This window comes from Nonomuraea sp. NPDC050328 (assembly GCF_044459405.1).
Taxonomy (GTDB): Bacteria; Actinomycetota; Actinomycetes; order Streptosporangiales; family Streptosporangiaceae; genus Nonomuraea.
In genome coordinates, this window is record NZ_JBITIW010000012.1 from 50,786 (window position 1) to 77,538 (window position 26,753).

The window sequence follows — 26,753 nt, forward strand, 5'->3', positions numbered from 1 at the left end:
CCCCTCATGAGCAATCCCCGTGGCGCCGGAATCGCGTCCTTCGTCGGCACCTCCATCGAGTGGTACGACTTCTACATCTACGGCACCGCCTCCGCCCTGGTCTTCGGCCGGCTGTTCTTCCCCGAGGCCAGCCCGGCGGCCGGGGTGATGGCCTCCTTCGCCACCTTCTGGGTCGGCTTCCTGGCCCGCCCGCTCGGCGGGGTGATCTTCGGTCACCTCGGCGACCGGATCGGCCGCAAGGGCACGCTGGTGGCCACGCTGCTGCTGATGGGCGTCGCCACGACGCTGGTCGGCGTGCTGCCCACCTACGCCAGCGTCGGCGTCCTGGCCCCGATCCTGCTGGCCACGCTCCGCTTCGTGCAGGGCATCGCGGTCGGCGGCGAGTGGGGCGGCGCGGTGCTGATCGCGGCCGAGCACGCCGGGCCCAAGCGCGTCTTCTACGCCGCCTTCGCCCAGCAGGGCTCCCCGGCCGGTTCCATCCTGGCCACCGGCGTCTTCGCGGTCGTCAGCCTGCTGCCAGAGGAGTCCTTCCTGTCGTACGGCTGGCGCATCCCGTTCCTGCTGTCGGCCGTGCTGGTGGTCATCGGCCTGGTCATCCGGCTGAGGGTGGAGGAGTCGCCGGAGTTCGTGCGGATGCGCGAGCAGCGCGAGGTGGTCAAGCTCCCGATCGCGGAGGTCTTCCGTACGGCGTGGCCACTGGTCCTGCTCGGCATCGGCGCCAGCGGCGTCGGCATCGCCTCGGCGTACTTCACCAACACCTTCATCCTGTCGTGGGCGACCACCGACCTGGGCATCGCCAAGAGCACCATGCTCAACGTGCTCCTGGTCGTCTCGATCACCCAGTTCGTCACCCAGCCGATCGGCGCGGTGCTCGGCCAGCGGATGGGCGCGGCTCGCTACATGCTCATCGCCTTCGGCGCGCTGATCGTCTGCACGCCGATCACCTTCCTGATGGTCGGCACCGGCTCGCCGGTCCTGGCGGCGGTCGGGCTCGGCCTGAGCGTCGTCTTCAGCGGCTCCTCCTACGCCGCGCTGGCCGGCTTCCTGGCCGAGGCCTTCCCCGCCCGGGTGCGCTACACCGGCATCTCCCTGGCCTACCAGCTCTGCGGCGCGCTGATCGGCGGCACCACGCCCATGATCGCGCAGGCGCTGCTCGGGGCCACCGGCACCATCTGGGCCGTGGTCGTCCAGTACCTGGTCGTCATCCTGCTCACCATGGCCTGCGTGATCGGGCTGCGGCGCAGGTCGGCGGCACGAGTCGCGGTGGAGGTCTGATGCTGCTGGACACCCTGTTCGTCAACGGCCGCTTCACCACCCTCGATCCGCGCCGGCCCTTCGCCACCCGGCTGGGCGTGTTCGGCGGGCGAATCGCCGGGCTGGACGAGGAGGTCGACGGGGTGCGCGCCGAGGTCGTCGTGGACCTGCGCGGGGCGCCTGCCGTACCCGGCTTCAACGACGCCCACCACCACCTCAGCCTGCGCGGGCAGCGGCTGCGCGAGCTCGACCTGCGGCTGTCCGACCTAGAGGAGCTCTACGCCCGGGTGGCCGAGCGGGCGGCGGAGCTGCCCGCCAGCGCGTGGGTGCGCGGCTCGGGCTACGACCAGAACAAGCTCGGCGCCCACCCCTCCCGCGAGGCGCTGGACCGGGCCGCCGGCGGGCGGCCGGTCTGGTTGCAGCACACCTCGGGCCACATGGGCGTGGCCAGCACGGCGGCCTTCGCGCTCATGGGCTTCCCGGACCTGACCGCGGTGCCCGACGTGCCCGGTGGTTCGGTCGGCCGGGACGCGGCCGGGCTGCCCGACGGCCTGCTCACCGAGCAGGCGCAGGAGCTGGCCCACCGGGTGCTGCGGCCGGTCGCGCAGGAGGAGTTCATCGAGGGCATCGCGCTGGCCTCCCAGGCGGCCGCGAGCGAGGGGCTGACCAGCTTCGCCGAGCCGGGCGTCGGCCACGGCCTGGTGGGCAACGGCCCCCTCGACGTGGCGGCCTTCCAGGAGGCGCTGCGCCGGGGGCTGCTGCGGCAGCGGGCCACGCTGATGCCCGGCTCGCCCAACCTGCACGCCGTCGGCGACGGGTTCGGGCTCGACCTGGGCATCGGCACCGGCCTGGGCGACGAACGGCTGCGCATCGGCGCGGTGAAGATCTTCTCCGACGGCTCGCTGATCGGCCGGACCGCCGCCATGTGCTGCGACTACGCCGGCGAGCCGGGCAACCGCGGCTTCCTCCAGGAGGACGCCGGGACGCTGCGCGAGCTCATCCTGCGCGCGCACGACGCCGGCTGGCAGATCGCCACGCACGCCATCGGCGACCACGCGGTCGACGTGGTCCTCGACGCCTACGCCGAGGCCCAGGCCCGCCGGCCCCGGCCGGAGGCGCGGCACCGCATCGAGCACTGCGCGGTCACCAGCGACGAGCAGGTCGCCCGGATCGCCGCGCTCGGGGTCATCCCGGTGCCGCAGGGGCGGTTCATCTCCGAGATCGGCGACGGCATGCTCGCCGCGCTCGGCCCCTCGCGCGCTCGCGGTTGCTACCGGCAGCGCTCGTTCCTGGACGCCGGGATCGTACTGCCGGGCAGCTCCGACTGCCCGGTCGTGGAGGGCGCGCCGCTGCTCGGGCTGCACGACCTGGTCAACCAGCGGACCGCCGCCGGCGAGCCGTTCAACCCGGACGAGGCGCTCACCGTCGAGCAGGCGCTGCGCGCCTACACGCTGGGGTCGGCGTACGCGAGCTTCGAGGAGGGCGTCAAGGGCAGCCTGGAGCGAGGCAAGCTGGCCGACTTCGCGGTGCTGTCCGACGACCTGTTCGCGGTGCATCCGGCGGGCATCCGCGACATCACCGTGACGGCCACGGTCGTCGGCGGCGCGTTCACCCACGACGCGGCCGGGTACACCGCCTGACCTCAGGCCACCGCGGCGATCGCCTCCGCCACCAGGTGCGGCTCCCGCAGGTGGACGTAGTGGTCGCCGGTCCCGGCCAGCACGTGCCTGCCCTGGGCGGAGCGCCCGGCCAGGTCGCGGTGCGTGCCGAGCGGATCCCCGCCGGCGGGACTGATCACCGTGACGGGCAGCCGCCTCCAGGCGCCGGGCCGTTCGGCGGCTCGGACCTGCTCGGTGCTCGTGGGGAACGCCAGCGCCTCGTCCCGGGCGGCGCTCATCGACCCGGAGCCGTAGACGACGGCGGCGTGCCGCCTGGCCAGGCCGGGTGAGCCTTCGGGCGTCATCGCCGCGCCGGCCAGCCGTACCAGCCCGACGCAGGCGGCGAACTGGTACACCGTCGTCTGCGCCACCATCAGCGGAACGGCCACCCGGCCGGGGCCGTCGGCGTGGTCCGAGGCGTCGGAGACGTCCACCAGCACCAGCCCGGCCACGCGCTCGGGGTGCCGGTGCGCGAACAGCCGGACGACGTGCCCGCCGTAGGAGTGCGCGGCGAACACGAACGGGCCGCGTTCGCCGCCGCGCTCCAGCAGCACCCGCAGCTCGTCCGCGGCTCGGGCGGCGTCCCTCGGGCCGGGCCCGGGCTCGCTCCAGGCGTAGCCGGCGCGGTCGTAGGCGCAGGCCCGCATCGACCGGCCGCCGATCCCGGCCGCGATACTGGCCTGCACGCCGGCCCAGTTCGCCGCCGACTCGCCCCAACCGGCCTCGAACACCACGGTCGGGCCGCCCGTGCCGACGCAGTGCAGGTGCAGCCGGTGCCCGCCCACGTCCACCAGCCGGCCGGGCGGCGCGTGCCCGGCGGCGTCGCCCGTCCTGGCGATCGTCTCGGCGGCGAACCCGCCCGCGGCCAGGAGGAGCAGCACGAGCGCGGCCCGTCCGGCGAGTCTCCGCACCCTCCGCGACCGCTTCGGAACCGCTCCCATGCGTCTGCCTCCCCTGGTCAGCCCTCGGAGATCAGGCTCTCAGCGGGCTCGGCCCGTCACCTCCTCATCACGGCCCCTCCGCGCGTAGCTCTCGGGGAGTACGGCGAGCCGCCGGGCTGGGAGCGTGCTCCCACGAACCCCGTCCCACCCTTGACGGCGTCCTTACCGGCCGCTTGATCGCCCTTGCGTAGGGTCGGCACCATGGACCCACAGGTCATCGAGGCCGCGACCCGGCTGTTCGCGGCGATGGGCTACGACGCGACCTCGCTGGAGCAGGTCGCCGATGCCAGCGGCCGGACGGCCGAGGACCTGCGCCGCGAGTTCGGCGGCAAGCAGGAGCTCTACCTCGCCGTCATGGAGCGCGGCTTCCAGGCCGAGCAGGCGGCGTTCGCCGCGTGCCTGGAGCAGGTGTCCTGCGACACCCAGGAAGGCTGCGTGCGCGGGATCCACCACCTGATCGACGGCTACCTCGACTTCGCCGCCGAGCATCCCGAGGTGCTGGCGTTGTGGCTGCACCGGTGGCTGTCGGACGCGACCGACCTCACCGAGCTGGAGCGCCGCTACGCCGAACCGCTCTACAGCGCCGCGCTCGGCATCCTCGGCCCGGCGCAGGAACGCGGGTTCATCCGCGCGGACGCCGATCTGGAGTACACCTGGCACACGCTGATGTGGATGGTGCACGGCTTCGGCCAGGGCGGGGTGCCGCGCGAGCACGGCAACCGCTCCGGCTTCGCCGACCCGCGCAGCGCCCAGCGCTTCCGGCTGCACCTGCACCGGACGATCCACCGCGGGCTGGGCCTGCCGGGCGACTACCCCTGACGTTTCGATAATTATTTCCGCCGACACTCCATCGGCGTCTGACATCAATAATTATCACCCAACCTCTTGCAACCCCCATGCACTGAGCATAATTTTCACACTAAGGGGGTGTCCCGCACTGCCCCGGGGGTCCATCGAGAAGGAGAAACATCTTGTTCCGCCACCCCATGAAGATCATCCTCGCCTTAGCCCTGCCCCTGGCGCTGTTCGGCGTCGCGCAGGCCAGCGCGGCGGCAGCGCCCGGGCTGCGCCTGCAGTACAAGAACAGCTCGACCGGGGCCACCACCGCACAGGCCGAGCCGTGGTTCAAGCTCGTCAACGACGGGTCGAGCCCGGTCCCGCTCAGCCAGGTCAAGATCCGCTACTACCTGACGGGCAGCGAGAGCTACCGCTTCGCCTGCTCCTGGGCGGTCGTCGGCTGCTCCACGGTGACCGGGACCTTCGTCCCGCTGACGGGCGGCCGGCAGTACCTGGAGGTGGGCTTCACCTCCGGCTCGCTGGCCCCCGGCGCGAACACCGGTGACCTGCAACTGCGCTTCTACCGCGCCGACTGGCAGACCTTCACGCAGAGCGACGACCACTCCTTCGGCGTCCAGACCGCCTACGCCGACTGGACCAAGGCCGCCGTCTTCCAGGGCGGCTCGCTGGTCTGGGGCGTCCCGCCGACCGGCGGCTCGCCGTCACCCAGCCCGACCGTCACGCCGACCGGCAACCCCGGCGGCGGCAAGCTGTTCGACGACTTCAGCTACACCGGTTCCGGCGACCCCCGCCTGGCCCAGCGCGGCTGGACGGTCCGCTCCAGCTCGGGCGGTCCCGGCGTGCCCGGCGCGACCTGGTCGCCCGCGGGCGTCACCTTCCCGAACGGCCTGCTCCAACTGGAGTCGTCGACCAACGGCACCGGTTCTGGCACGGTGCAGACGGAGCTGTCGACCAGCAACCGCAAGTTCTTCGAGGGCACCTACGCCGCCCGGGTGAACTTCAGCGACGCCCCGGTGAGCGGCCCCGACGGCGAGCACATCGTGCAGACCTTCTTCACGATCACCCCGCTGCAGCAGAACATGGACCCGAACTACGGCGAGCTGGACTTCGAGTACCTGCCCAACGGCGGCTGGGGCGAGCCCTCGGCCATCATGTACGCCACGAGCTGGGAGACCTACCAGGCCGACCCGTGGCAGGCCGTCAACACCCACACCGCCGAGCGGGTCAGCTTCGCGGGCTGGCACGACCTGGTGATCCAGGTGTCGGGCGGCACGATCCGCTACTACCTCGACGGCCGCCTGTTCGGTGAGCACGGCGGCATCTACTATCCCGAGACGCCCATGTGGATCATGTTCAACCAGTGGTTCATCGACCTGCAGGGCTCGACCACGCCGCGCGCCTACCGGCAGCAGGTCGACTGGGTCTACCACGCGCAGAACGAGGTCGTCGCGCCCGCCGAGGTGCTGAGCCGCGTCGCCGCCTACCGCGCCTCGTCGACCGCCTTCGTCGACACCGTCCCCAACCCCTAGGGAGCGTCCCGAGGCCTCGGCCGTCCGGGAGGTGACTGGCGCCCGGTTCGCACCGCGCGGTGAGTCCCTCTCCGGACGGCCCTGCCCTGACCTGGGGATGAGTAAGTTCTGAACAATTCATCGGTGTCATGCGCAACCGCGGCCGGGATGGCCGCGAAGACTCGTTGAGCAAGCTGAGCATCGGCAGTGCGGATGTGTTCGCCGCAGGGCGCCCCCCGGCATCCCCACCGCCACAGCCCTGAGGAGTCAGCGCATGACCGTTGCGACCGCGCCCGCCGATCACGTGCGCACCCTGGTCGACGCCAAGCTGGACACGTTCGCCGCACAGCGGCTCGACGAGCTCGGATTCGTCGGCGACGAGCACGTGGCGGTCCTGCGGGAGGCGCTCGCGCCGTTTCTGGGCGACAGCGGCAAACGGCTGCGCCCGATGTTCGTGTACTGGGGTCACCGTGCCGCCGGCGGCCGGGACGAGGACCTGGAGACCGTGGTGGCCGCCGGCTGCGCCGTGGAACTGGTGCACACCGCGGCGCTCCTGCTCGACGACGTGATGGACCAGGCGGAGCTGCGGCGGGGCCGGCCGGCGGCGCATCTGACGCTCGCGCGGCACGGCGATGCCCGCTTCGGCGAGTCCGCGGCGACGTTGCTCGGCATGCTGGCGCTGACCTGGGCCGACGCCGCCCTGCTGGAGGTCGGGCCGCGGCTGGGGCCGGCGCTGGAGGTGCTCACCCTGCTGCGGGTGGAGGCGGTCGGCGGGCAGTACCTCGACCTGACCGGCACCGCCGCCCCGCGCACGGTGGCCAGGTACAAGTCGGCCAAGTACACCGTCGAACGCCCGCTGCACCTGGGGCACGCGCTGGCCGCGGGCGACGAGCGCACCCGGCGCCTGCTCTCGGAGTACGCGCTGCCGGTCGGGGAGGCCTTCCAGTTGCGCGACGACATCCTCGACGTCTTCGGCGACCCGGCCGTGACCGGCAAGCCCGCCGGCGGGGACCTGCGGCTCCACCGCAACAGCATGCTGCTGGAACTGGCCAGGGAACGCGCGGACGCCGACGGCGAACTGCTGCTGGAGACCGCCGGGAACGACCTGGGCCGGGCGCGGGCGTTCATCCGGTCCTGCGGCGCGCTGGAGGAGGTGGAAGCACGCATCGACACGCTGGTCGAGCACGGGCTCCGTGCGCTGGAACGGCCGCCGGGCCTGCCGCCCGACGCCGTCGAGGCGCTGGCCGACCTGGCCGTGCGGGCGGCGAGGAGGGAGCGGTGAAGCCGGTCGTCGTCATCGGAGCGGGACTGGCCGGGCTCTCGGCGGCGGTGCACCTGGCCGCGGCGGGCCGCGAGGTGGTCGTGGTCGAGGCGCGCGACGAGCCGGGCGGCTGCTGCGCGGTGGCCACGCTCGGCTCCCACCGGTTCGACGTCGGGCCGTCGGTGCTCACCATGCCGGGCCTGCTGGCCGAGGTCTTCGGCGCGGCCGGCGAGGACATGGAGAGCTGGCTGCCCCTGCGCCGGCTGGACCCGTCCTACCGGCTGGCCTTCGCCGACGGCTCGCGCCTGGACGTGGTGCCGGAGCGCGAGGCGATGGCCGGGCAGGTGCGCGCCCTGTGCGGGCCCGCCGAGGCGCGGCGCTACCTGCGCTACCGCGACCTGCTGGAGCGCATGTTCCGGGCCGAGTGGCCGGTCTTCATCGACGCCGACATGACCCGGCTGCGCGCGCTGGCCCGGCCGGCGGCCCTGCTCAAACTGGCCGCGATGGGCGGGTTCCGCCGCCTGGACCGGCTGGCCGCCGCCCACCTGACCGACGAGCGGCTCATCAGGGCGCACACCTTCCAGGCGCTGTACGCCGGGCTGTCGCCGCAGCGGGCCTTGGGCATCTACGCCGTCATCGCGCACATGGACACCGTCGGCGGGGTCTACTTCCCCCGCTCCGGCGGCATGCGGGCCGTACCCGCCGCGCTGGCGGCGCTGCTGGAGAAGCTGCAGGTCCCCATCCTGTACGGCACGCGTGCCGTACAGGTGACGACCGGCGTCTCCGGCGTCTCCGGCGTGCGCCTGGACACCGGGCGGCACCTGCCCGCCTCGCACGTCGTCATGGCCGGCGACCGGTTCGCCGCCCGCTCGATCCTGCCCGGCCAGAGCGCCGACTGGCGGACGCGCCGGCCCCGCTTCTCCCCCTCCTGCCTGGTGCTGCACCTCGCGCTCGACCGCCGCCCGCCCGGTCAGGCCCATCACACGCTGCACTTCGGCCACGCCTGGGCGAGCACCTTCACCGCGCTGGAGCGCGGGCAGCCCCAGCCCGACCCCAGCATCCTGCTCACCTGCCCGGACGACGACCGGCCGAAGCTGAGCGTGCTCGAACCCGCCCCCAACCTGATCGACGCCGACTGGCGGAAGCTGCGGCCCCGGCTGGAGGAGCGGCTGCTGGGCCGGCTGGAGGCGCTCGGCTACGGCGACCTGTCGGGCGCGCCCCGGCTGGTGTTCGACCCGCCCGCCTGGCACCGGCTCGGCCACACCGCGGGCACCCCCTTCGCCCTCGACCACCGCTTCGCCCAGACCGCCTGGTTCCGTCCCTCGGCCGCCTCCCGCGTGCCCGGCCTGCACTTCGCCGGCATGCACACCGCCCCCGGCGTGGGCGTGCCGCCGGTGCTCGTCTCCGGCCGCCTGGCCGCCCGCCGCATCCTGAGAGAGACGCCATGACCCTGACCGCGAGCTACGAACGCTGCCGCAGGCTGCACGCCGCCTACGGGCGCTCCTACTACCTGGCCACGCGGCTGCTGCCGGCCTGGAAACGCCGGCACGTGCACGCGCTGTACGGCTTCGCCCGCTACGCCGACGAGATCGTCGACTCCTTCACCGCCACCGGCGACCGGGCGCAGGCGCTGTGCGCCCTGGCGGACGACACCGCCGAGGCGCTGGCCGGCCGGCCGGTGACCGACCCGGTGCTGCCCGCCTTCGCGCACACCGTGCGCTCCTTCGGCATCGATCGCGGCGACGTCACCGCCTTCCTGGCGGCGATGACGGCCGATCTGTCGGTGACGCGCTACCGCACCTACGACGACCTGCTCGGCTACATGGAGGGCTCGGCCGCGGTTATCGGCACCATGATGCTGCCCGTGCTGGAGGCCGAACCCGGCGCCGAGACGGCGGCCCGCGAGCCCGCGCGCCAGCTCGGGCTGGCCTTCCAGCTCACCAACTTCATCCGCGACATCGCCGAGGACCTGGCGCGTGGCCGGATCTACCTGCCTCAGGAGGACCTGGCCGCCTTCGGTGTCGAGGAGGACGAGCTGCGCCGGCCGCGGTCCGGCTCCGCCGTACGGAACCTGGTCGCCTTCGAGACGGCCCGCGCCCGTGAGCACTACGCCGCCGCGCGGGCGGGGATCGAGCTGCTGGTGCCCTCGTCGAGGCCGTGCATCAGGGCGGCGTTCGAGCTGTACGGGGACATCCTGACCGTGATCGAGCAGTCCGGCCACGAGGTGCTCGCCGGCCGGGCCCGCGTGCCGGTCCGCCGCAGACTCGCCGTCTTCACCCGGCACCTGGCCGCCTCGGCCACCGCGGGCCGGGCCGAGCGCCGCGTCCGCGTGGAGGTGCTGTGAGCAGGCGGGTCGTCCTCGACGCCATGGGCGGCGACCTCGGCCCGGCCGAGACCGTCGCCGGAGCCCTCCTGGCGCACCGCGAGCACGGCGTGGCCGTGATCCTGGCCGGACGCGAGCCGGAGCTGCGCAAGGAACTGGACCGGCAGGGCGGCGAGCTGGAGATCGTGCACGCGCCGGAGGCGGTCCCGATGACCGAGCGGGGCCCTGGGGCCGCGCTGAATTCCCACTCCAGCCTCGCTGTCGGCTGCGATCTGGTACGGCAGGGCGGCGCGGCCCTGGTGTCGGCCGGCTCGACCGGCGCCATCGTGGCCTGCGCGGTGCGGCGCATCGGCCGGGCCGACGGCGTCCTGCGCCCGGCGCTGGCCGTGGCGCTGCCCACCCTCGACGGCGGGGCGACCGTACTGGTCGACGCGGGCGCCACCGCCGATCCCACCGCCGCCATGCTGGCCCAGTTCGCCGAACTCGGCTCCGGCTACGCCCGCTCGGTGCTCGCGGTCGCCGACCCGCTGGTCGGACTGCTGTCGATCGGGGCGGAGCGGGGCAAGGGCAACCGGCTCACCCGGCAGGCCGAGCAGTTGCTGGAGCAGGCGCCGATCCGCTTCGCCGGGCCCGTCGAAGGCTCCGACGTGCTCTCCGGGCAGGTCGAGGTGCTGGTCGCCGACGGCTTCACCGGCAACGTCGTGCTGAAGAACATCGAGGGCTGCGTGCGCACCACCCTGGCGATGGTGGCGCAGGCCGGGATCGCCGCGCCGGGAGCGCTGCGCGAGGTCGCCCGCCGCTACGACCCCGAGACGCACGGCGGCGCGGCGCTGCTCGGCCTGCGCGGACCGGTGATCGTCGCCCACGGCTCCTCCTCGGCGGCCACGATCGCCCGGGCCTGCGTCGTGGCCGGGACGGCGGCCTCATGACCAAGCTGGGCACGGCGTTCCTCGCGGCCATGGTCACTCTGCAGGTGGTCTCCGGCCTCAGCGAGCGGCCCGCCGCCTACACCACCGCGATCGTGGTGGCGCTGGCGACGTGCGCCACCTGCTTCGCCGCCGCGACGGCGGGCCCGCGCCGGGCGGTGGCCGCGCTGGCCGGAGCCGTCGCCGTCGGATACATGGCCGAGCTGGTCGGGGTCACCACCGGCTTCCCGTTCGGCGCCTACCACTACACCGGCCTCCTGCAGCCGCAGGTCGCCGGGGTACCGGTGGCGGTGGCACTCGCCTGGGGCGGCATGGGCCTGGCCGCGCACGCGGTGGCCGCCGCGATCGCGGCCCCGGGCTGGCGGCGGATCGCGGCCGGGGCGGTGGCCCTGACGGCCTGGGACCTGTTCCTGGATCCCCAGATGCTGCGCATGGGCCTGTGGGTCTGGGAACACCCCGGCCCCTACCGGGACGTGCCCCTGACCAACTTCGCCGGGTGGCTGCTCGTCTCCGCGCTGCTCATGCTGCTGTTCGAGCGCCTGCTGCCGACGCCCGGGCGGGCGCTGGTGACGCTGTACACGGCCATGGCGGTGATGGAGACCGTCGCCTTCGCGGCGGTCTTCCGGCCCACCGACCCCCTGGTCGCCGTGACCGGCGGCCTGGCCATGGGCGGCCTGGCCACGGCCGCCTGGATCCGGATGCGCGACCCGAACAGGAGCCCCGCGTGGCAGAAGTGATCGTGATCGGCGGCGGCATGGGCGGCATGGCGGCGGCGCTGCTGCTGGCCCGGCAGGGGCACGAGGTACGCCTGATCGAGCGGCATGAACGGCTCGGCGGCAAGCTGGCCGAGCACCGGCGCGACGGGTTCACCTTCTCGCTCGGGCCGTCCCTGCTGACCATGCCGCACCTGTTCCGGCGGCTGGGACTGCGCCAGGAGTTCGTCGAGCCCGCCGAGCTGTGCCGCTACCGGTTCGCCGACGGCACGCGGCTCACGACGAGCCGTGACCCCGAGCGCATGGCACGGGCGGTGGAGTCCTTCTCCCCCGGCCAGGGCACCGCCTGGCGCGCGTTCCACCGCTGGGCCGAGGGCTGCCTGCGGGCCGCCGAGCGGACGGTCTTCGCGGGCCCGCCGCTGCGGCGGCCGGAGGAGGCCCGCCTGTCCGACCTGCTCGCCGTGTCCCCGGCGCGGACCCTGGACGGGCTGGCCCGGCACTTCTTCACCGATCCACGGCTGCGCCAGTACGTGGGGCGTTACGCCACCTACGCCGGGTCCTCCCCGTACCTGGCCCCGGCCGCGCTCGGCTGCATCCCGGCCCTGGAGCACGGCCAGGGCGGCTGGTACGTGCCGGGCGGGCTGGCGCGGCTGGCCGACGAGCTGGCGCTGCTCCTGACCGAGGCCGGCGTCGAGGTCAGCACCGGCGTGGGCGTCGAGCGGGTGCTCGCCGACGGCGAGCGCGTCACCGGGGTCCGGCTGGAGTCGGGCGAGCAGGCGTCGGCCGAGGTCGTGGTGGCCAACACCGACAGCGCCGAGTTGTACGGGCGCCTGCTGCCGCACCGGCGGCGACTGCGCGCCGAGGCCCGGCTGGGCCGCTCCTCCTCGGCGTTGCTTCTCCTCGCCGGGGTGGAAGGCCGCACGCCCGGGCTGCCGCACCACTCCGTGATCTTCTCCGCCGACTACGCGGCCGAGTTCGGCGACCTCTTCGACCGCGGCCGGCCGCCCCTCGACCCGACCGTCTACGTCGGCTGCTCCGCGGTCGACGATCCGTCCCAGGCGCCGCCGGGGGCGGAGAACTGGGTGATGCTGGTCAACGTCCCCGCGCGCGATCCCGCCCGCTGGCCGCTGAGCCCCGAGTCCTACCGGGACGTGGTGCTGGAACGCCTGGCCGCGCGCGGCCACGACCTGGCGGGACGGTTGCGGTTCGTGGACCTGTTCACGCCGGCCGACCTTCGCGAGCGGTACGGCTCGTGGGGCGGCGCGATCTACGGCTCGGCCACCCACGGCCGGCTGGCCTCGCTGCGCCGGCCCGGCAACCGGGGGCCACGCCGCGGCCTGTACCTGGTCGGCGGCTCGGCGCATCCCGGGGGCGGGCTGCCGATGGTGACCTTGGGCGCGCACATCGTGGCCGGACTGGTCGGCCAGGACTTCCCGGCCGAGCGGAAGGTGCGGTCATGAAGGTGCTGACGCTCGCTCAGGCGGCCGCCGCCGCGGTGGTCGCGGCCCGCCTCGCCCGTGGTCGCCACCGCCCGCCGCCCCTGCGACCAGCACCGGCGGATGACGGCCCTCGCGTCTCTGTGGTCATCCCGGCGCGGGACGAGGAGGCCAGGCTCGCCCCCTGCCTGCGGGCGGTGCTCACCGACCCGGCCGCCGCCGAGGTGATCGTGATCGACGACGCCTCCCGCGACGCCACCGCCGAGCTCGCCGCCGCACTCGGCGCCCGCGTGATCGCCGCGGACCCGCTGCCACCGGGCTGGGTGGGCAAGCAGTGGGCCCTGCGCCAGGGCGTCGCGGCGGCCACCCACCCCATCGTCGTGACGCTCGACGCCGACACCCGGCCCGTGCCCGGCCTGGTGGGGGCGATGGCCGCCGCCCTGTCCGGCCACGACCTGGTGACCGCGGCTCCCCGCTTCGACTGCGGCAGCGGCGCCGAGCAGGCCCTGCACGCCTCGATGCTGGCCACCCTGGTCTACCGCTTCGGCCCGTCGAGCACGCGCACCGTGCCACCGCCGCACCGCACCCTCGCCAACGGCCAGTGCACCGCCTTCCGCCGCGACCGGATGCTGGCCGCCGACGGTTTCGCCGCCGTCAGGAGCGCCATGACCGACGACGTGGCCCTCGCCCGCCACCTGGCCGGGCGCGGCTGGCGGGTGGGCTTCCTCGACGCGGCCGACCTGCTGGAAGTCGACATGCACGACTCGGTGGCCGAGGTCTGGCGGGAGTGGGGACGATCGCTGCCGCTCTCCGACGTGACCTCTCGCGGGTGGCAGGCGGCCGACCTGGCCGTCGTCTGGCTGACGATGGGGCTGCCCTCGCTCCGGCTGCTGCTGGGCCGGCCGACGCCGCTGGATCTGGGCCTGCTGCTCCAGCGCTGGCTGCTGACCGCGGCCTTCCGCCGCAGCTACGACCGGCCGGGACTGGGCCTGGCCCTGTCGCCCCTGCTGGACGTGGCCTCCGCGGTACGGCTGACGCAGGCGACGTTCCGTCCGACGCGGACCTGGCGGGGCCGCACGTATCTCACGCCCGCGAGGCCAGCGCAGCCTGCCCGAACCGCAACCCGATCAGGCACATGAGCGCACCCGTGGCCGCCACCTGCAGAGCGGGGTCGAACAGCAGTTGCAGCACCGGCAGCCCGAACACCCCCACCCGGGCCCCGATGGCGAACGACCTGGTCACCAGCGCCACCGCCACCAGCGCGACCAGGGCCAGCGCGAAGGCCGGCGGGCTGATCACCGCCATCCCCCCGGCGAACGTCAGAATCGACCGCCCGCCACGGAAGCGCGCGAACACCGGCCAGGCGTGTCCGATCATGGCCGCCGCCACCGCCGCGTACAGGCAGACCAGGCGCGGGCCGTCCGCCGCCGAGGACACGGCCAGCGCGGCCAGGCCGGCCGCCGTGCCCTTGAGCAGGTCACCGGCGAACACCGGCGCGGCGGCCTTCCACCCCAGCCGCTCCTTCACGTTCCAGAACCCGGGATTGCGATCGCCGACGCCGCGCGGGTCGAACCCGTGCCGCCGCGCGACCAGCACCGCGACCGGCACCGAGCCGAGAAGGTAGCCGACGATGACCGACACGACGACCGGCAGGATTTCGGTGAGCATCGCTTCTTTCCACCTCATCAGGTACGGCACCGCGGGCGCGATGCGTTACATGGCTTTCGACCGGCCGGTCCTGCGGCGCACGACCGGGCTGACGTTCTGGCGGCTGCTCGGCACCGGCCGGGGGCGGGCCATGACCCTCGGGGCCGACCTGCGGCGCTGGGCGCTGCTCGCGGTGTGGCGGCGGGAGGCGGATCTCGACGCGTTCCTGGCCGGCTCGCCGATCGCGGCCCGCTGGCGGGCCGAAGCGGTGGAGAGCTGGCACGTGCGCCTGGCGCCGCTCGCCTCGCGGGGCCGATGGGGCGGTATCGACCCCTTCCCGGGCCAAGTGGGTGTTCTTGAAGCCGGACCGCTGGCCGTCCTGACCAGGGCCGCCATCCGGCCGGCGCGGCTGGTGGCGTTCTACCGCTCGGTGCCCGCCGTCGACGCCTCGCTGGGCGCGCAGGAGGGCCTGCTGGCCTCGGTCGCCGTCGGTGAGTGGCCGGTGGCCCGCCAGGCGACCTTCTCGCTCTGGCGCGACCGGGACGCCGCCAACCGCTTCGCTTACGCCGCCCGGGAGCACCGGCAGGTGATCGAGCGCACGCGGGCCGGGAACTGGTACAGCGAGGAGCTGTTCGCCCGGTTCCGCCCCTACAGCAGCGAGGGCACCTGGGACGGCGCCGACCCCCTGACGGGCTGACGCTCCCCGCCCCGGTTCGCGGGAGGCGGTCTCCCCCGGCCTTCCCATCGCGCCTCCCCATCCAGACCCGGCGACGGCATCTGGCCCTGCTTTCGTGGCGGGCGCCCGATCGGATGCATCCCTATCGGCACCGCCGGTCTTCAGCCGCCGGAGGCCCGCCGCAGTGCTCGCCGTACCGCTTCCTCATCGAAGGTGTCGAGCACCGCGGCCAGGTGCCCGTCGGGGCGGACGAGATGGACGCTGTCGTCGCCCGCGTGCAAGGCCCGGGTCGCCACGCCTTCGACGTCGATGTCCGGCAGGCCGTACACCGTCACTCCCGGCAGGACGTGCCCGGCACGGGCGGTCAGCACCACGAAACCCGTCCCGAACAGGCGCCGCAGTCTCGTGCGGCTCCCCTCGACCACGACCGGAGCGTCGGGGCACAGCACGCCGGGCACCGGCGGACGCGCGACTCCCGGCCCGCCCGGCACCTGGCCGCCGAAGGTGGTCAGCGGGGAGTCGACGTACCAGTACGGCTCCGCCAGCTTGCCCGAGTCGATCAGCTTGCGCGCCTCCGGCTCGGTCACCGCCTGCTCCAGCACCGAGCGCCGCCACTGCCACTGTTCCGGGCTCTGCGGCACCAGGAACTCCATCGTGTTCGCGGTGACCCGCAGATTCTCCAGCGCCGCGGCCCGCCGCTCCACCGCATAGGTGTCCAGCAGCGCCTCGCCGCCGAGGGCGAGCTTCCACGCCAGGTTCTCGGCGTCCTGCAGGCCGGAGTTGAGCCCGCGGGCGCCGAACGGCGCGAACACGTGCGCGGCGTCCCCGGCCAGGAACACCCTCCCCTTGCGGAAGGCATCGGCGACGCGCGAATGGAACCGGTAGAGCGTCTGCCACACGACCTCGTACGGCCGGTCCCCGGTGATCTGCCGGACCATGCCGTCGAGGTCCGCGCTGCCGAGGTCGAAACTGGGCGGCACCTGCCAGTCGATCCGCCACACCGAGTCCGGGCACTGGTGGACCAGGACCTGCCGGCCGGGGTTCCACGGCGGGTCGAAGAAGAAGCGCCGCTCGCTGGGGAAGGGCAGGTCGGCCTTGATGTCGCGGATGAGGAACCGATCCTCGAAGGAGCGGCCCGGAAAGCCGATCCCGGCCAGGCGCCTGACCATGCTGTGCGCCCCGTCCGCACCGACCACGAACTCGCCTCGCACGCTCGCCCGACCGGCCTCCACCTCCACTCCCGAGGCGTCCTCGCGCAGGCCGATGACCGGGTGCCCGAAGCGCACGTCGACCAGCGGCTCGGTGGCGGCCTTCGCCAGCAGCAGCTCCTCCATCCGCGCCTGCGAGACGTTGATCCACGGCGGGAAGACGCTCTTGCCCGGGTCGGGGAAGGTGACGGCGAACAGCTCGTGCTCGCGGTAGTAGGTGCGCCCGGTCGTCCAGGTCACCCCTTCGGCGACCAGTTGCTCGGCGACGCCGATCCGGTCGAGGATGTCCAGCACGTCGCGCTGGAAGCAGATCGCCTTGGAGCCGACCGGGTCGCGGTACGGCTGGGCGTCGAGCACCACGCTGGGCACCCGCTGCCGGGCCAGCAGCAACGCGAGCGCGACGCCGACCGGTCCGGCGCCGACGATCACGACTGAAGTGCGTTCCATACCTCTCGGTCCCTCTCGGCGGTCCAGATCACCGGGCGCTCGATCCCGGCCAGTTCGTCCCACAGGCGTGAAACGTTGAACGGCAGGCAGTGCTCGAAGATCGGCCAGCGACCGTAACGCGGTTCGAGCGCGGCGTGCGCGGCCTGGAAGGCCTCCTTCAGCGTGCCGCCGCGGCCGTGGACCGCCCCGACCTCCGCGAGCATCACCTCCAGGAAGTGCCGGGTCTGGCCGATCGCCGCCGCCACCGCCTCGCGCCCGTGCGCCACCGCGCCCCGGCCACCGATCAGCGCATCGGCCTCCAGCGCCGCCACCCGGTCGAGCGTCGTGGCGGCCCACTCCCGGTGGAAGGCGTCGCCGGTGTACAGCGCGGCCTGCGCCTCGACGAGATCGCCGGCGAACAGCACCCGCTGCCGGGGCAGCCACGCCACGATGTCCCCCTCGGTGTGGCCGCGCCCGCAGTGCTGCAGCACGAGCTCGCCCCGCTCGCCGCCCAGGTCGATGACCAGCCGGTCGGAGAAGGTGAGGGTGGGCCAGGTCAGACCCGGCACCGAGTCCGGTTCCTTGAACAGCCGCGGCATGCGGCCCAGCTCCGAGGCCCAGTCCTGGAGGCCGCGCTCGGCGATCAGCGCCTTGGTGTTCTCGTGCGCGACGATCACCCCGGCGTCGAAGGCGGAGGCGCCCAGCACGCGCACCGCGTGGTAGTGCGACAGCACCAGGTAGCGCACCGGCTTGTCCGTGTGCTCCCGCAGCAGCGTGAGCCACTCGCGGGCGGCCACGGGAGTGGCCCGGGCCTCGAAGCAGACCAGGAAGTCCTCGCCCTCGATCGCGCCGACGTTCGGATCGCCCTCGGCGGTCAGCGCGTAGACGCCGTCGGCGACGATCTCCAGGGTCTCCCGCTTGGCCTCCAGGTCGGCGGCGGAGGCGAAGGGCTTGACGGGCATGGGCCGGCTCCAGGACTCGGTGGACAGCAGGTGTCCACCTCTCCTTACCCCGTTGCCGGGCGCTCCGCGCGGCGGTTCACGAGCAGCCCTCGAACTGCGGGACGGCGATCACCGACAGGTCGAGGCCGGCGGCGCCGAACCACTTCTCCAGCAGGCGGCGGGCCGTACCGTCCTGGTACATCGCGGTGATCGCGCGGTTGAGCTCCTCGCAGCCGTCCACGTCGCCCTTGCGCACGCCGATCGAGGTGCGCTGCTCGTTGAAGGTCGAGCCGACCAGGTGCAGGTCCACGCCGGGCCGGGTGAGCAGGCCGGCGAGGATCTGGCTGTTGGTGGAGATGGCGTCGATGCCGCCCTCGGCGATCATCCGCAGGCAGGCGTCGTAGTCGGGCGCCTCGACCGGGACGGCCTTGACGCGGCGCTCGTCGATGATGCGTTGCGCGATGTTGGTGCCCTTCACCAGGCAGATGCGCCGGCCGGCCAGGTCGTACACGTCGCGGACGGCCTCACGGTCGGCCGGCCGTACCGCGATGTCCTGCAGGTCCACGTGGTACGGCCCGGCGAAGTCGATGACCTGCTTGCGCTCGGGGGTGACCGACATGTGCGCGAAGACCGCGTCGGCTCGGCCGTCGGTGAGCACGGTTAGCTGGTCACCGGCCTTGATCTCCAGCCAGCGGATGCGCTTGCCGAGCCGGGCCATCAGGTATTCGGCGACGTCGATGTTGAAGCCGTCGTAGCCGCCGTCCTGGCCGCGGAAGCTGATCAGCGGCACGTCGGAGCGGATGGCCACGACCACCTCGTCCTTGTCCACGAGCGAGTCCTGCCGCGCGACGCCGCACGCGCCCAGCAGCAGGAGCACGCAGAGCAACGCCAGTCCCGCCGTCGGCCGTCCGCGCCCGGTCATGATTCGAGTGTGGATCGCGCTCAGCGCACGCGCCAGATCCCACCGGTGCCGGAGTCGTCCGGCCGGCCCGGTGGCGGGCAGCGGGGGACGAGCGTCCAGGCCAGGGCGGACCGCTCTCGCAGATCATGTCGTTTCTTGATCCTTCGCCCGGCTCAGTGCGTCCCGGCCTCCTCGCGATACCCCCGGGCCTGGGTGTCGAACAACCCGGCGTACCGCCCGGCGGCGGCCATGAGCTCCTGGTGCGAGCCCTGCTCGGCGATCCGCCCCTCGCTCAGCACCACGATGAGGTCCGCGTCGCGGACGGCGCTGAGGCGGTGCGAGACGAGCAGGCTGGTGCGTCCCGCCCGGTGCTCGCGCAGCCGCCGGTGCACCTCGTACTCGGCCTGCGCGTCCAGCCCCGAGCTGGGCTCGTCGAGGATGAGCAGGTCACGCTGCTCGCGCACGAGCGCGCGGGCCAGCGCCAGCCGCTGCCACTGGCCGCCGGAGAGCACCACCCCGGCCTGGGGGTCGTCCTCGTCCTCGGGGCCGAAGAAGATCCGGCTCAGCATCGTGTCGTAACCGCGCGGCAGCGCCTCCACCAGCTCGTGGGCGTTCGCCAGCCCGGCGGCCCGGCGGATGCGGTCGTGGTCGGACAGGGCGGCGAGCTCGCCGATCGCGATGTTCTCCGCGGCGGTCAGGTCGTAGCTCATGTAGTCCTGGAACAGCACGCCCAGCCGGGCGCGCAGCTCGGCCGGCGGCACGTCGCGCAGGTCCACCCCGTCCCAGCGGATGCTCCCCCGCGTCGGGTCGTAGAAGCGGCACAGCAGCTTGATCAGCGTGCTCTTGCCCGCCCCGTTCAGCCCGACCAGGGCGACGGAGGAGCCGTGCGGGATGGTCAGGTCGACGCCCCGCAGTACCCACGGGTGGTTGTCGTCGTAGCGGAACCACACGTCCCGCAGCTCGATGCCGCGGCGAAGCGCCGGCAGCGCGGTCGGCCGGACCGCCAGCGGCAGGTCGTCGGGCAGGGACATCACCCGCTCGTGGTGGTCGAACAGCAGCAGCGCGTGCCGGGCGTTGGCGGCGTTCTCGACCGTCGCGATGAGCGCGGCCTGGGTGCCGGCCACCGCGCCGGCGAAGGCAGCCACGTCGCCGAGGGTCAGCCGGCCGTTCAGGGCCGAGTAAACCGCCCAGAGCAGGGCCGCGCCGCTGATCACGGCCGACAGGGCGGCGAGCAGCGACTGGGTGAGCGCCTCGCGGCGGTCCAGCCGGCGCTCCCCGGCCTGCATGCCGGCCAGCTCGCCGAGCACCCGCCCGCGCAGGAAGTCGCCGAGCCCGAACAGCCGCACCTCCTTGGCCGCCTGGACGTCGGTGATCAGCGAGGCGTAGAAGATCTGCCGCCGGGCGGCGGCCGACTGGCCGGCGATCATCTGGGCGCGCCGCTTCTCCAGCGACATCCTGGCGACCAGGGTGGGCACCGCCGCGACCGCGACCAGCAGCGCCATCAGCGGGCTCAGCACCGCCAGCGCGCCGAGCAGCCCGGCCAGGGAGATGAGGTTGCGTCCCAGGTCGAACACCCCGGAGGTGATCGGGCCCAGCGCGCCGCCGGTGGCCTGGGCGGCCATCCGCAGCTCGTCGAGGAAGGCCGGGTTCTCGAAGCGCGACAAGCCCTGGAACCCGTTGACCGTCGTGTACAGGCGGTCCTGCAGCAGCAGGTCCAGCCGCCGGTCGGACTCGGCCCGCAGGTAGCCGGTCAGGTGCGGCAGCACCCCGGTGGCCAGCCCGAGCGCGAGCAGCCCGGCCACCGGCCCGAGCACGGCCTCCGGCCGGCCCTCGGTCAGGGCGTCGATGAGCAGCTTGGTCGCCCAGACGGTCGCCATCGGCAGCAGCCCGGCCGCGACGGTGACCACGAGCTGGGCCACCGTCAGGAGTGGGCCGGCCCGCCAGCACAACGCCGCCAGGATGGCGGTGCGGCGGAGCCCCGGGGTCACGGAGCCGTGGCCGGGCTGCCGAGGGCGGCCAGTTCGGTGTCGGCGGCCTCGATCGTGCCGTCCGCGGTGGCCCGCAGGAAGGTCGGGAAGGCCTCCACGCCGAGCGCGTGCGCGATCAGCCCGGCGTCCTCGCCGGTGATCACGTCGGCCGTGCCGCCCACCACCTCCAGCAGGTCGCCGACCTTCGAGGCGCTCCCGGTGACGATCGCCAGGGCCGGCTCGTCCTTGGCCGCGGCGGCGAATCGCGGTGCCTTCTCGTGGCACGTGCTGCAGTCCACGTCGAAGAAGCCCACCAGCCGGGCCCCGGTCAGCGCCTCCGGCAGCGAGCGCCCGACCAGGACGGCCGGGTCGTACGGCAGGAACATCCGCTGGCCGGCCAGGCGCTCCAGCTCGGCGGTGTGCTCACGCAGCCGGCGCAGCACGCCCAGGGTCAGCACCAGGTTGAGCAGGCACAACACGCCGACGAAGACGACTGCGGCGATCAGGAAGGGCATCGGCCAACCTCATTTCAGGCGAAGAACACGGCGATCAGGACCTGTCGGGTTCATCCGGCGAACAGTGCGATCAGGTCGTCGAGCCGGACCACGAGCGCGGCGCCCACGGCCGCGCCCGCGACGGCGAGCGCGACACCGGCCGGGTGCGCTGCGGCGGCGTCCACGGGGATCGAGGCGGCCAGCCCGGTTCCGGCGACGGCGATGAGGAAGAGGTTGCGAATGACGTGCGGCCGGCCGAGCGGCGTGGCCGAGGCCCCGAAGCACCGGCACGGCGCCCGCTCCCCCCGGCCCAGCGCGACCAGGATGCCGCCGGTCAGCACCGCGAGCGTGCCCACCGCTCCCAGCAGCCCCAGCGGTACGGCAGGCGGCACCACCAGCAGGACGAGCACCACCCCCTCCGCCACGACCAGAGCGGCGGCGGCCGGCCCGGACCAGCGCCCCGGCAGGATCCCGAGCGCCCCGATCGAGGCGGCGAACTCGGCGTAGGCCGCACGGCCGCGCACCTTGCCCACGAGCGCGATCAGGAAAACCGCGGCGAGCAACACCTGGCAGGCGAGCACGAGATAGGTCATTTCGTCACCCCCGGGCAGGGCCTGGCGGCGAGGGGGCACCGCCAGGCCGGTCGCGGCCTGGTTAGCAGATCTTGTAGGCGTAGCAGGCACCGCACAGCGTCTGGCCGCCGTAGTTGCCGCACAGCTTGCGGAAGCCGGAGCGCTCCCGGCAGTAGCAGTGCACGTACCACTCGGCCGCCTGGGCGGACGCCTTGGGCACGAGCCTTTCGAGGATCCGGTCGCCGAGCCTGCTGAACACGTTCATGGGTTCAACCTTTCGTCCCGATGCGGTCAGGCCGAAACGCTAGTAGCGGGGCATACAGCAGGCCGTACATCGGCGCTATAACCCGAGGTGACCAGGCGTTCCAGCACCGGGTCGCGGCGCAGGCGCGGATCGGCGAAGAGCGTCTCGGCGCGGCGGGCGTCGGCCGTGGCGCGCGGGTCGCCCAGGACGGTGCGGGCGCGGGCGAGCTGCCGGGTGCAGGCGGCCTCGCCGTACGCGTCGCCGATGCGGGCGCTCAGCTCCACGGCCGGCAGCAGGGCGGCCTCGGCCCCGGCCGGGTCGCCCTGGCGCAGCAGGATCTCCGAGCGGCTGAGCAGGACCTCCCACTGGTCCTCCTTGTTGCCGGTCTCCAGGCAGCGGGCCAGCGCCCGCTCCAGCGTCGCCAGGGCCTGGACGCGCTGGTCGAGCAGGGCGTGGGCGCGGCCCAGCGCGGCCAGGGTGATGCTCTCGCCGTACACGTCGCCGTCGGCGCGCCGCAGGGCGAGGCAGCGGCCGAAGGTGGCCGCCGCCTCGGCGGCCCGGCCCAGCCGCAGCAGCACCTCGCCCACGTTGTGCGTGACCAGCCCCAGCCGCTCGTGCCCGGCCAGCAGGGCCAGCCCGGCGCGCATGTGCGCGAGCGCGGCGTCCAGGTCGCCGGTCTGCATGCTCAGCCAGCCGAGGTTGTGCAGCGCCAGGCCCTCCTCGCCGGGGTCGCCGAGCTCCTGGCGCAGCTCCAGGGCCCGCCGCAGCAGGGTCCGTGCCGCCTCGACCTGGCCGCTCCGCCACTCCAGCAGGCCCAGCGAGGTGAGCGTGACCGCCTCCCCCGCGCGGTCGCCGTCGCGCCGCGCGACCTCGATGGCCAGCCGGGCGACGGCCTCCAGCTCCCGCCAGTAGCCGCCCTTCATCGCCATGGCCTTGACGTGGCGCATCAGCTCGGTGACGAAGCGGGCCTGTTCCGGCTCGCCCCTGGCGGCCTGCGTGGCGGCGGCGACCAGGCAGGGCAGCTCGGTGTCGAGCCAGCGCGCGGCCTCGGCCGGGTCGCGCAGGAGCACGCCGGAGCCGTCGCCGGCCGTTCCCGCGCCGAGGTGCGGCTGCAGCAGGCCGTGCGCCTGGTGGCACAGGCCGAGGTACCAGTTGAGGGCGCGCCGTACCGCCTGCTCGCGCTCCTGCGGCGCGTCGTAGGCCTCGGCCAGTTCGGCGGCGAAGAGCCGGAGCAGGTCGTGGCCGCGGAAGCGGCCTTCGGCGGCCGGCTCCAGCAGCCGCGCCTCGACCAGCTCGTCGAGCGCGGCCTCGGCCGGGCCCGGGCCGACGTCGGCGAGCGCGGCGGCCAGCTCGACGCTGACCTCGGGCACCTCCAGGACGCCGAGCAGGCGGAACAGGGTCTTGGCGGTGCGCGACAGCAGCCCGTAGCTGACCTCGAAGCAGGAGCGCACCCGCAACTCGGCCACTTGGAGCTCGTCGAGCCGCCGCTGCCGGTTCCCGAGCCGCTCGCCGAACCGGGCCAGCGACCAGTCGGGCCGCCCGGCCAGCCGCGCGCCGGCGATGCGCAGCGCCAGCGGGTGGTTGCCGCACCAGCGGACGATCTCGGCCGCCGCCCGCGGCTCCGCGGCCACCCGTTCGGGTCCGGCCAGCGCGGCCAGCATCGCCCTGGCCTGCTCTTCCTCCAGCAGGCCGACGGCGATCGGGACGGCGTCCATCGTGGTCAGCGCGGACCGGCTGGTGACCAGCGCCGCGCAGCCGGGGCCGGCCGGCAGCAGCGGGGCCACCTGGGCGGCGTCGGCGGCGTTGTCGAGGACGACCAGGATGCGGCGGTCGGCCAGCAGCGACTGGTAGCGGGTGGCGGCCTCGGCCGGACCGGCCGGGACCTCGCCGGCCGGCACGTCCAGGGCGCGCAGGAACCGCCCGAGCACCTCCGCGGGCCGTAAGGGTGTCAGGCCGGAGGTGGCGCCCTGGAGGTCGACGTAGAACTGGCCGTCGGGGAACCGGTCGGCGACCGCGTGCGCGGCGGTCAGGGCGAGGGCCGACTTGCCCACCCCTCCTGGCCCGTGCAGCGCCAGCACCCGGGGCCCGCCGGTGTCGTCGCCCAGGGCGCGGAGCAGGGCGAGCTCGGCCGTGCGGCCCACGAACACCGCCGGGGGCCTGGGCAGTTGCCTGGGCCGCCCGCCGGGACCACCCGGTTCACCGGTCCCGGCGGGGTGCACGGCCTCGGCGGCCTTCCCGGCGGGTACGGCGGAGCCTCCGATGGCTCTCCCGGGCGGGCCGGGCGGGCTGGGTGGTTCTGTGGCGAGCAGGCTGGGGTCGCGGCGCAGGATCGCCTGCTGCAACCGCCCCAGCTCCGGCCCGGGGTCGATGCCGAGCTCGTCGGCCAGCACCCGCCGGGCCGCCGCGAACGCCTCCAGCGCCCCGGCCATGTCCCCGCCCCGGTAGAGCGCCACCATGAGCTGCCCGTACAGCCGCTCGTGCAGGGGATGCTGCCCCAGCACCTCGCGCAGGTGCTTGGCCACCGCAGCGTGCCCGCCCAGCGCGAGCTGGATCTCCGCGTACTGCTCCACCACGCCCAGGTAGCCGGTGGTGAGCCGGGCGACCACCTCACGCAGCGTGGGACCGAGCGGCACGTCCTCGGCCGCCGTCCCGTCCCACAGCTCCAGCGCCGAGGCGAAGGCCGCCCCGGCGGCGGCCAGGTCACGCCGGGCGAGGGCCTGCCGTCCGTGCGCGGCCAGGGCCTCGAACTGCACGAGGTCGAGCTCGTGCGGCTCCACCCGCAGCAGGTACCCGGCCCCCGAGGTGGTCAGCCGCTCGGCCACGGAGGGGATCTGCTTGCGCAGTTGCATCAGGTAGGTGCGCAGGTTCGCCACCGCCGAGCGCGGCGGCCGGTCCCACACCTCCGTGACCAGGGACCGGGTGGGCACGACGTGTCCCGCCCGGGCCAGCAGCAGCCCGAGGATGGTGCGTTGCTTGGGCGCGGTGATCCGGACCGGCGGCCCGTCGGCCTCGATCCGCAGCGGCCCGAGAAGCCGGAATCTCACGTTCGCCCGGCGGTCAGAGCGGGGGTCCGCCCAGCCGGCGCAGCGCCACGCCGAACAGGTGGTCGGCGTGGAAGAAGCCGCGCTGGCGGGAGTCGAGGCTGGTGGGGTTGTCGCCGTAGACCACCAGCGCGCCGGCGGGCACCGTGGCGGCCGGATCGGCGACGCCCGGCGGCACCGGGTCGCCCGGCAGGGCGATCGCGCGTTTGATGTTCCACCGGCGGCCGTCGTCGCCGGGCGGTGCTTCGAGGATGTCTTGCCCCGCCGGGCCCGCCGGGGGCTCCAGCACCACGACGTCGCCCCGGTTCACCTGGTCGATCCGGCGCCTTCGCACCAGGACGCGGTCACCGTCGTTCAGCGTCGGGGCCATGCTCGCGCCCCGTACGGTCACCACCAGCAGGCGCCGGCGGGCCCACAGGGCGCCCGCTGACGCCGCCACGAGAACGAACAACGCACCGGCGATCAGCTTCATCGTGCTCCCGCGTTCTCATCGTGCTCCCGCGCTTTCGTCGTGCGGTCACACCAAGATCTTCTGCGAAGAATCGTCCTTGGTGTGCGCCTCTGTCAACCTTTACGGGCCGCCCATTATGGGCGCCTGGGACGGGGTCAGAGCGGGCCGAGAGCCACCACGGTCCCGAGCGGCAGCTCCGTCACCCGGAACACCTCCCCGGTCCCCACCCGCCAGGCCAGCAGCCGATGCGCCGCCGCCGACGAGCTGGTGAACATCACGGTGCCGGCGTCGTACCAGCCCAGCACCCCGCAGCAGCCCTTCATCCGGTCGACGCCCTGGTGCACGAGCGCCGCGTCCAGCCGTCCGGTGGCCGCGTCCAGGACCACCAGCGCCTCGGCCTCGAAGACGTCGGTGTAGGGCCTCGGCTGCCCGGCGCCGAACACGTCCCGAGCGATCCGGCCGCCACGCGCCCACCCCGGCCCCATCCACTCCGGGCCCGCCGCCTTCGCCCACGCCGGGCTCACCCCGACCACCGGCCTGGCCACCGTACGGCTCAGCCGCCGGCCCGCCCGGTCCCACGCGGTCAGGTCGGCTCCGGCCAGCCGGTGCAGGCCGGGGCTGCCCGCGACGGTGCCGAAGCCCGGGTACGGCTGCCGCCGTGCCTCGCCGGTCGTGAGGTCGAGCAGGTAGGCGTGCTCCTCCTGTTCGACCAGCAGGGTGGCCGAGTCCGGCAGCCACGAGACGACCTCGTTGTAGCCGGGGAGCCGCCAGCGGTGGAGCCTTGCCGTGGTCAGGTCGAGGACGGCCACCTCGTCGCGTTGCGCGAAGGCGGCCCGTCTGCCGTCGGGGCTCAGCGCGGTGTCGTCCAGGAGCGTCTGCACGTTGCCGTGGCGGTCGGCGACGGGGCGCAACGAGGTGGTGTCGAGCTCGCGGAACCGGCCGTCGTCACCCAGCGCGAACACCGGCCCGGTCGTCTGAACCTCCCGGGTCTCCTGGATCAGCAGCAGCGCCCTGGCCACCGGGTCCTCGCCCAGCGGGACCGCGCCGTCCGGCGACAGCCGGCCGGGCAGGGCCGTGGGCAACCGGGGCAGCCGCCCTTCGGCCTCGACCGGCGGACCCAGGCGGATCCGCCGGTCTTCGGTCAGCCCCGCCTGGTACGGCCTGCCTGCCGTACCGGATGGCGGGGTGGTGGCTGCGGCGGCCACCGGGAGTGGTGCCGGGTCGGCCGCCTGGGGCCAGGTCAGTGCGCCGGCGCCCAGCGCGAGCACGGCGGCCACCACCCCGGCCCGCCCCCACCGGCCCAGACCCGGCCGGCCGTTCTCCAGCACCTCGCCGCGCGGCTCCTCCATCACGCACCCCCACCCCTC

The 26,753-nt window shown here is 74.2% G+C and carries 24 protein-coding genes; 12 read left to right on the forward strand and 12 right to left on the reverse strand.

Annotated elements, in window-relative coordinates; all coding sequences use genetic code 11:
* Positions 1-6: 6 nt before the first annotated feature.
* Both ACIBG7_RS35590 and ACIBG7_RS35595 read left to right on the forward strand, forming a co-directional pair.
* Positions 7-1,275: an MFS transporter gene (locus tag ACIBG7_RS35590; RefSeq protein ID WP_397339105.1), complete on the forward strand. Its 1,269-nt coding sequence runs from the start codon at positions 7-9 to the stop codon at positions 1,273-1,275.
* The gene (locus ACIBG7_RS35595; RefSeq protein ID WP_397339106.1) at positions 1,275-2,894 is read left to right on the forward strand and encodes an amidohydrolase; all 1,620 of its coding nucleotides are present in this window, start codon (positions 1,275-1,277) and stop codon (positions 2,892-2,894) included. Before ACIBG7_RS35590 ends, ACIBG7_RS35595 begins: the two co-directional genes overlap by 1 nt.
* Positions 2,895-2,896: 2 nt before the next feature.
* Here the strand turns inward: ACIBG7_RS35595 and ACIBG7_RS35600 are convergent, their stop codons facing one another.
* Positions 2,897-3,853 (reverse strand): alpha/beta hydrolase, encoded by a 957-nt coding sequence (locus ACIBG7_RS35600; protein WP_397339107.1) that lies wholly within the window; start codon positions 3,851-3,853, stop codon positions 2,897-2,899.
* Positions 3,854-4,054: 201 nt separating this feature from the next.
* Between ACIBG7_RS35600 and ACIBG7_RS35605 the strand changes: the two genes are divergently transcribed.
* The 9 genes from ACIBG7_RS35605 (at position 4,055) to ACIBG7_RS35645 (ending at position 13,957) form a co-directional block, all read left to right on the forward strand.
* On the forward strand, positions 4,055-4,672 hold the full coding sequence (locus ACIBG7_RS35605; protein WP_397339109.1) for a TetR/AcrR family transcriptional regulator: 618 nt from the start codon (positions 4,055-4,057) through the stop codon (positions 4,670-4,672).
* A gap of 152 nt (positions 4,673-4,824) precedes the next feature.
* Entirely contained in the window at positions 4,825-6,180 is a 1,356-nt protein-coding gene (locus ACIBG7_RS35610; RefSeq protein WP_397339110.1) for a cellulose binding domain-containing protein, read from the forward strand.
* Positions 6,181-6,433: 253 nt separating this feature from the next.
* Positions 6,434-7,441, forward strand: a complete 1,008-nt coding sequence (locus tag ACIBG7_RS35615; RefSeq protein WP_397339111.1) for a polyprenyl synthetase family protein — start codon at positions 6,434-6,436, stop codon at positions 7,439-7,441.
* Positions 7,438-8,868, forward strand: a complete 1,431-nt coding sequence (locus ACIBG7_RS35620; protein WP_397339112.1) for a phytoene desaturase family protein — start codon at positions 7,438-7,440, stop codon at positions 8,866-8,868. The genes ACIBG7_RS35615 and ACIBG7_RS35620 overlap by 4 nt, the downstream gene beginning before the upstream one ends.
* Complete coding sequence (locus tag ACIBG7_RS35625; RefSeq protein WP_357934311.1) at positions 8,865-9,764, forward strand: phytoene/squalene synthase family protein; 900 nt, start codon at positions 8,865-8,867, stop codon at positions 9,762-9,764. The genes ACIBG7_RS35620 and ACIBG7_RS35625 overlap by 4 nt, the downstream gene beginning before the upstream one ends.
* Positions 9,761-10,672 carry a phosphate acyltransferase PlsX gene (plsX, locus tag ACIBG7_RS35630; protein WP_357934314.1) on the forward strand — a complete coding sequence of 304 codons (912 nt, stop codon included), beginning with the start codon at positions 9,761-9,763 and terminating at the stop codon, positions 10,670-10,672. Before ACIBG7_RS35625 ends, plsX begins: the two co-directional genes overlap by 4 nt.
* Positions 10,669-11,406: a carotenoid biosynthesis protein gene (locus tag ACIBG7_RS35635; RefSeq protein WP_397339113.1), complete on the forward strand. Its 738-nt coding sequence runs from the start codon at positions 10,669-10,671 to the stop codon at positions 11,404-11,406. Before plsX ends, ACIBG7_RS35635 begins: the two co-directional genes overlap by 4 nt.
* Positions 11,394-12,842 carry a phytoene desaturase family protein gene (locus ACIBG7_RS35640; RefSeq protein ID WP_397339114.1) on the forward strand — a complete coding sequence of 483 codons (1,449 nt, stop codon included), beginning with the start codon at positions 11,394-11,396 and terminating at the stop codon, positions 12,840-12,842. Before ACIBG7_RS35635 ends, ACIBG7_RS35640 begins: the two co-directional genes overlap by 13 nt.
* On the forward strand, positions 12,839-13,957 hold the full coding sequence (locus tag ACIBG7_RS35645) for a glycosyltransferase (protein WP_397339115.1): 1,119 nt from the start codon (positions 12,839-12,841) through the stop codon (positions 13,955-13,957). The genes ACIBG7_RS35640 and ACIBG7_RS35645 overlap by 4 nt, the downstream gene beginning before the upstream one ends.
* On the opposite strand, the gene ACIBG7_RS35650 is transcribed toward ACIBG7_RS35645, so the two are convergent.
* Positions 13,902-14,486 carry a glycerol-3-phosphate acyltransferase gene (locus ACIBG7_RS35650; RefSeq protein ID WP_357934326.1) on the reverse strand — a complete coding sequence of 195 codons (585 nt, stop codon included), beginning with the start codon at positions 14,484-14,486 and terminating at the stop codon, positions 13,902-13,904. The two genes, ACIBG7_RS35645 and ACIBG7_RS35650, sit on opposite strands and share 56 nt — an antisense overlap.
* Between ACIBG7_RS35650 and ACIBG7_RS35655 the strand changes: the two genes are divergently transcribed.
* Positions 14,479-15,162: a spheroidene monooxygenase gene (locus ACIBG7_RS35655; protein WP_397339116.1), complete on the forward strand. Its 684-nt coding sequence runs from the start codon at positions 14,479-14,481 to the stop codon at positions 15,160-15,162. The two genes, ACIBG7_RS35650 and ACIBG7_RS35655, sit on opposite strands and share 8 nt — an antisense overlap.
* Before the next feature lie 140 nt (positions 15,163-15,302).
* Here the strand turns inward: ACIBG7_RS35655 and ACIBG7_RS35660 are convergent, their stop codons facing one another.
* From ACIBG7_RS35660 to ACIBG7_RS35705, 10 genes are all read right to left on the reverse strand, one after another.
* Positions 15,303-16,796 carry an FAD-dependent monooxygenase gene (locus tag ACIBG7_RS35660; protein WP_357934330.1) on the reverse strand — a complete coding sequence of 498 codons (1,494 nt, stop codon included), beginning with the start codon at positions 16,794-16,796 and terminating at the stop codon, positions 15,303-15,305.
* Positions 16,775-17,737 carry an MBL fold metallo-hydrolase gene (locus tag ACIBG7_RS35665; protein WP_397339117.1) on the reverse strand — a complete coding sequence of 321 codons (963 nt, stop codon included), beginning with the start codon at positions 17,735-17,737 and terminating at the stop codon, positions 16,775-16,777. Before ACIBG7_RS35665 ends, ACIBG7_RS35660 begins: the two co-directional genes overlap by 22 nt.
* Before the next feature lie 76 nt (positions 17,738-17,813).
* Complete coding sequence (locus tag ACIBG7_RS35670; protein ID WP_357934336.1) at positions 17,814-18,638, reverse strand: transporter substrate-binding domain-containing protein; 825 nt, start codon at positions 18,636-18,638, stop codon at positions 17,814-17,816.
* A 152-nt stretch (positions 18,639-18,790) separates the two neighbouring features.
* Entirely contained in the window at positions 18,791-20,605 is a 1,815-nt protein-coding gene (locus ACIBG7_RS35675) for an ABC transporter ATP-binding protein (protein WP_397339118.1), read from the reverse strand.
* Positions 20,602-21,099 (reverse strand): hypothetical protein, encoded by a 498-nt coding sequence (locus ACIBG7_RS35680; RefSeq protein WP_357934342.1) that lies wholly within the window; start codon positions 21,097-21,099, stop codon positions 20,602-20,604. Before ACIBG7_RS35680 ends, ACIBG7_RS35675 begins: the two co-directional genes overlap by 4 nt.
* 50 nt (positions 21,100-21,149) lie before the next feature.
* Entirely contained in the window at positions 21,150-21,671 is a 522-nt protein-coding gene (locus tag ACIBG7_RS35685; protein WP_397339119.1) for a MauE/DoxX family redox-associated membrane protein, read from the reverse strand.
* Between the two features lie 61 nt (positions 21,672-21,732).
* Positions 21,733-21,915: a hypothetical protein gene (locus ACIBG7_RS35690; protein ID WP_357934348.1), complete on the reverse strand. Its 183-nt coding sequence runs from the start codon at positions 21,913-21,915 to the stop codon at positions 21,733-21,735.
* A 26-nt stretch (positions 21,916-21,941) separates the two neighbouring features.
* On the reverse strand, positions 21,942-24,938 hold the full coding sequence (locus ACIBG7_RS35695) for an AfsR/SARP family transcriptional regulator (RefSeq protein ID WP_397339120.1): 2,997 nt from the start codon (positions 24,936-24,938) through the stop codon (positions 21,942-21,944).
* Positions 24,939-24,951: 13 nt separating this feature from the next.
* Entirely contained in the window at positions 24,952-25,407 is a 456-nt protein-coding gene (gene lepB / locus ACIBG7_RS35700) for a signal peptidase I (RefSeq protein WP_357934354.1), read from the reverse strand.
* A gap of 134 nt (positions 25,408-25,541) precedes the next feature.
* Positions 25,542-26,735, reverse strand: coding sequence for a hypothetical protein (locus ACIBG7_RS35705; protein WP_397339121.1), 1,194 nt, complete (start codon positions 26,733-26,735; stop codon positions 25,542-25,544).
* Positions 26,736-26,753: the final 18 nt, after the last annotated feature.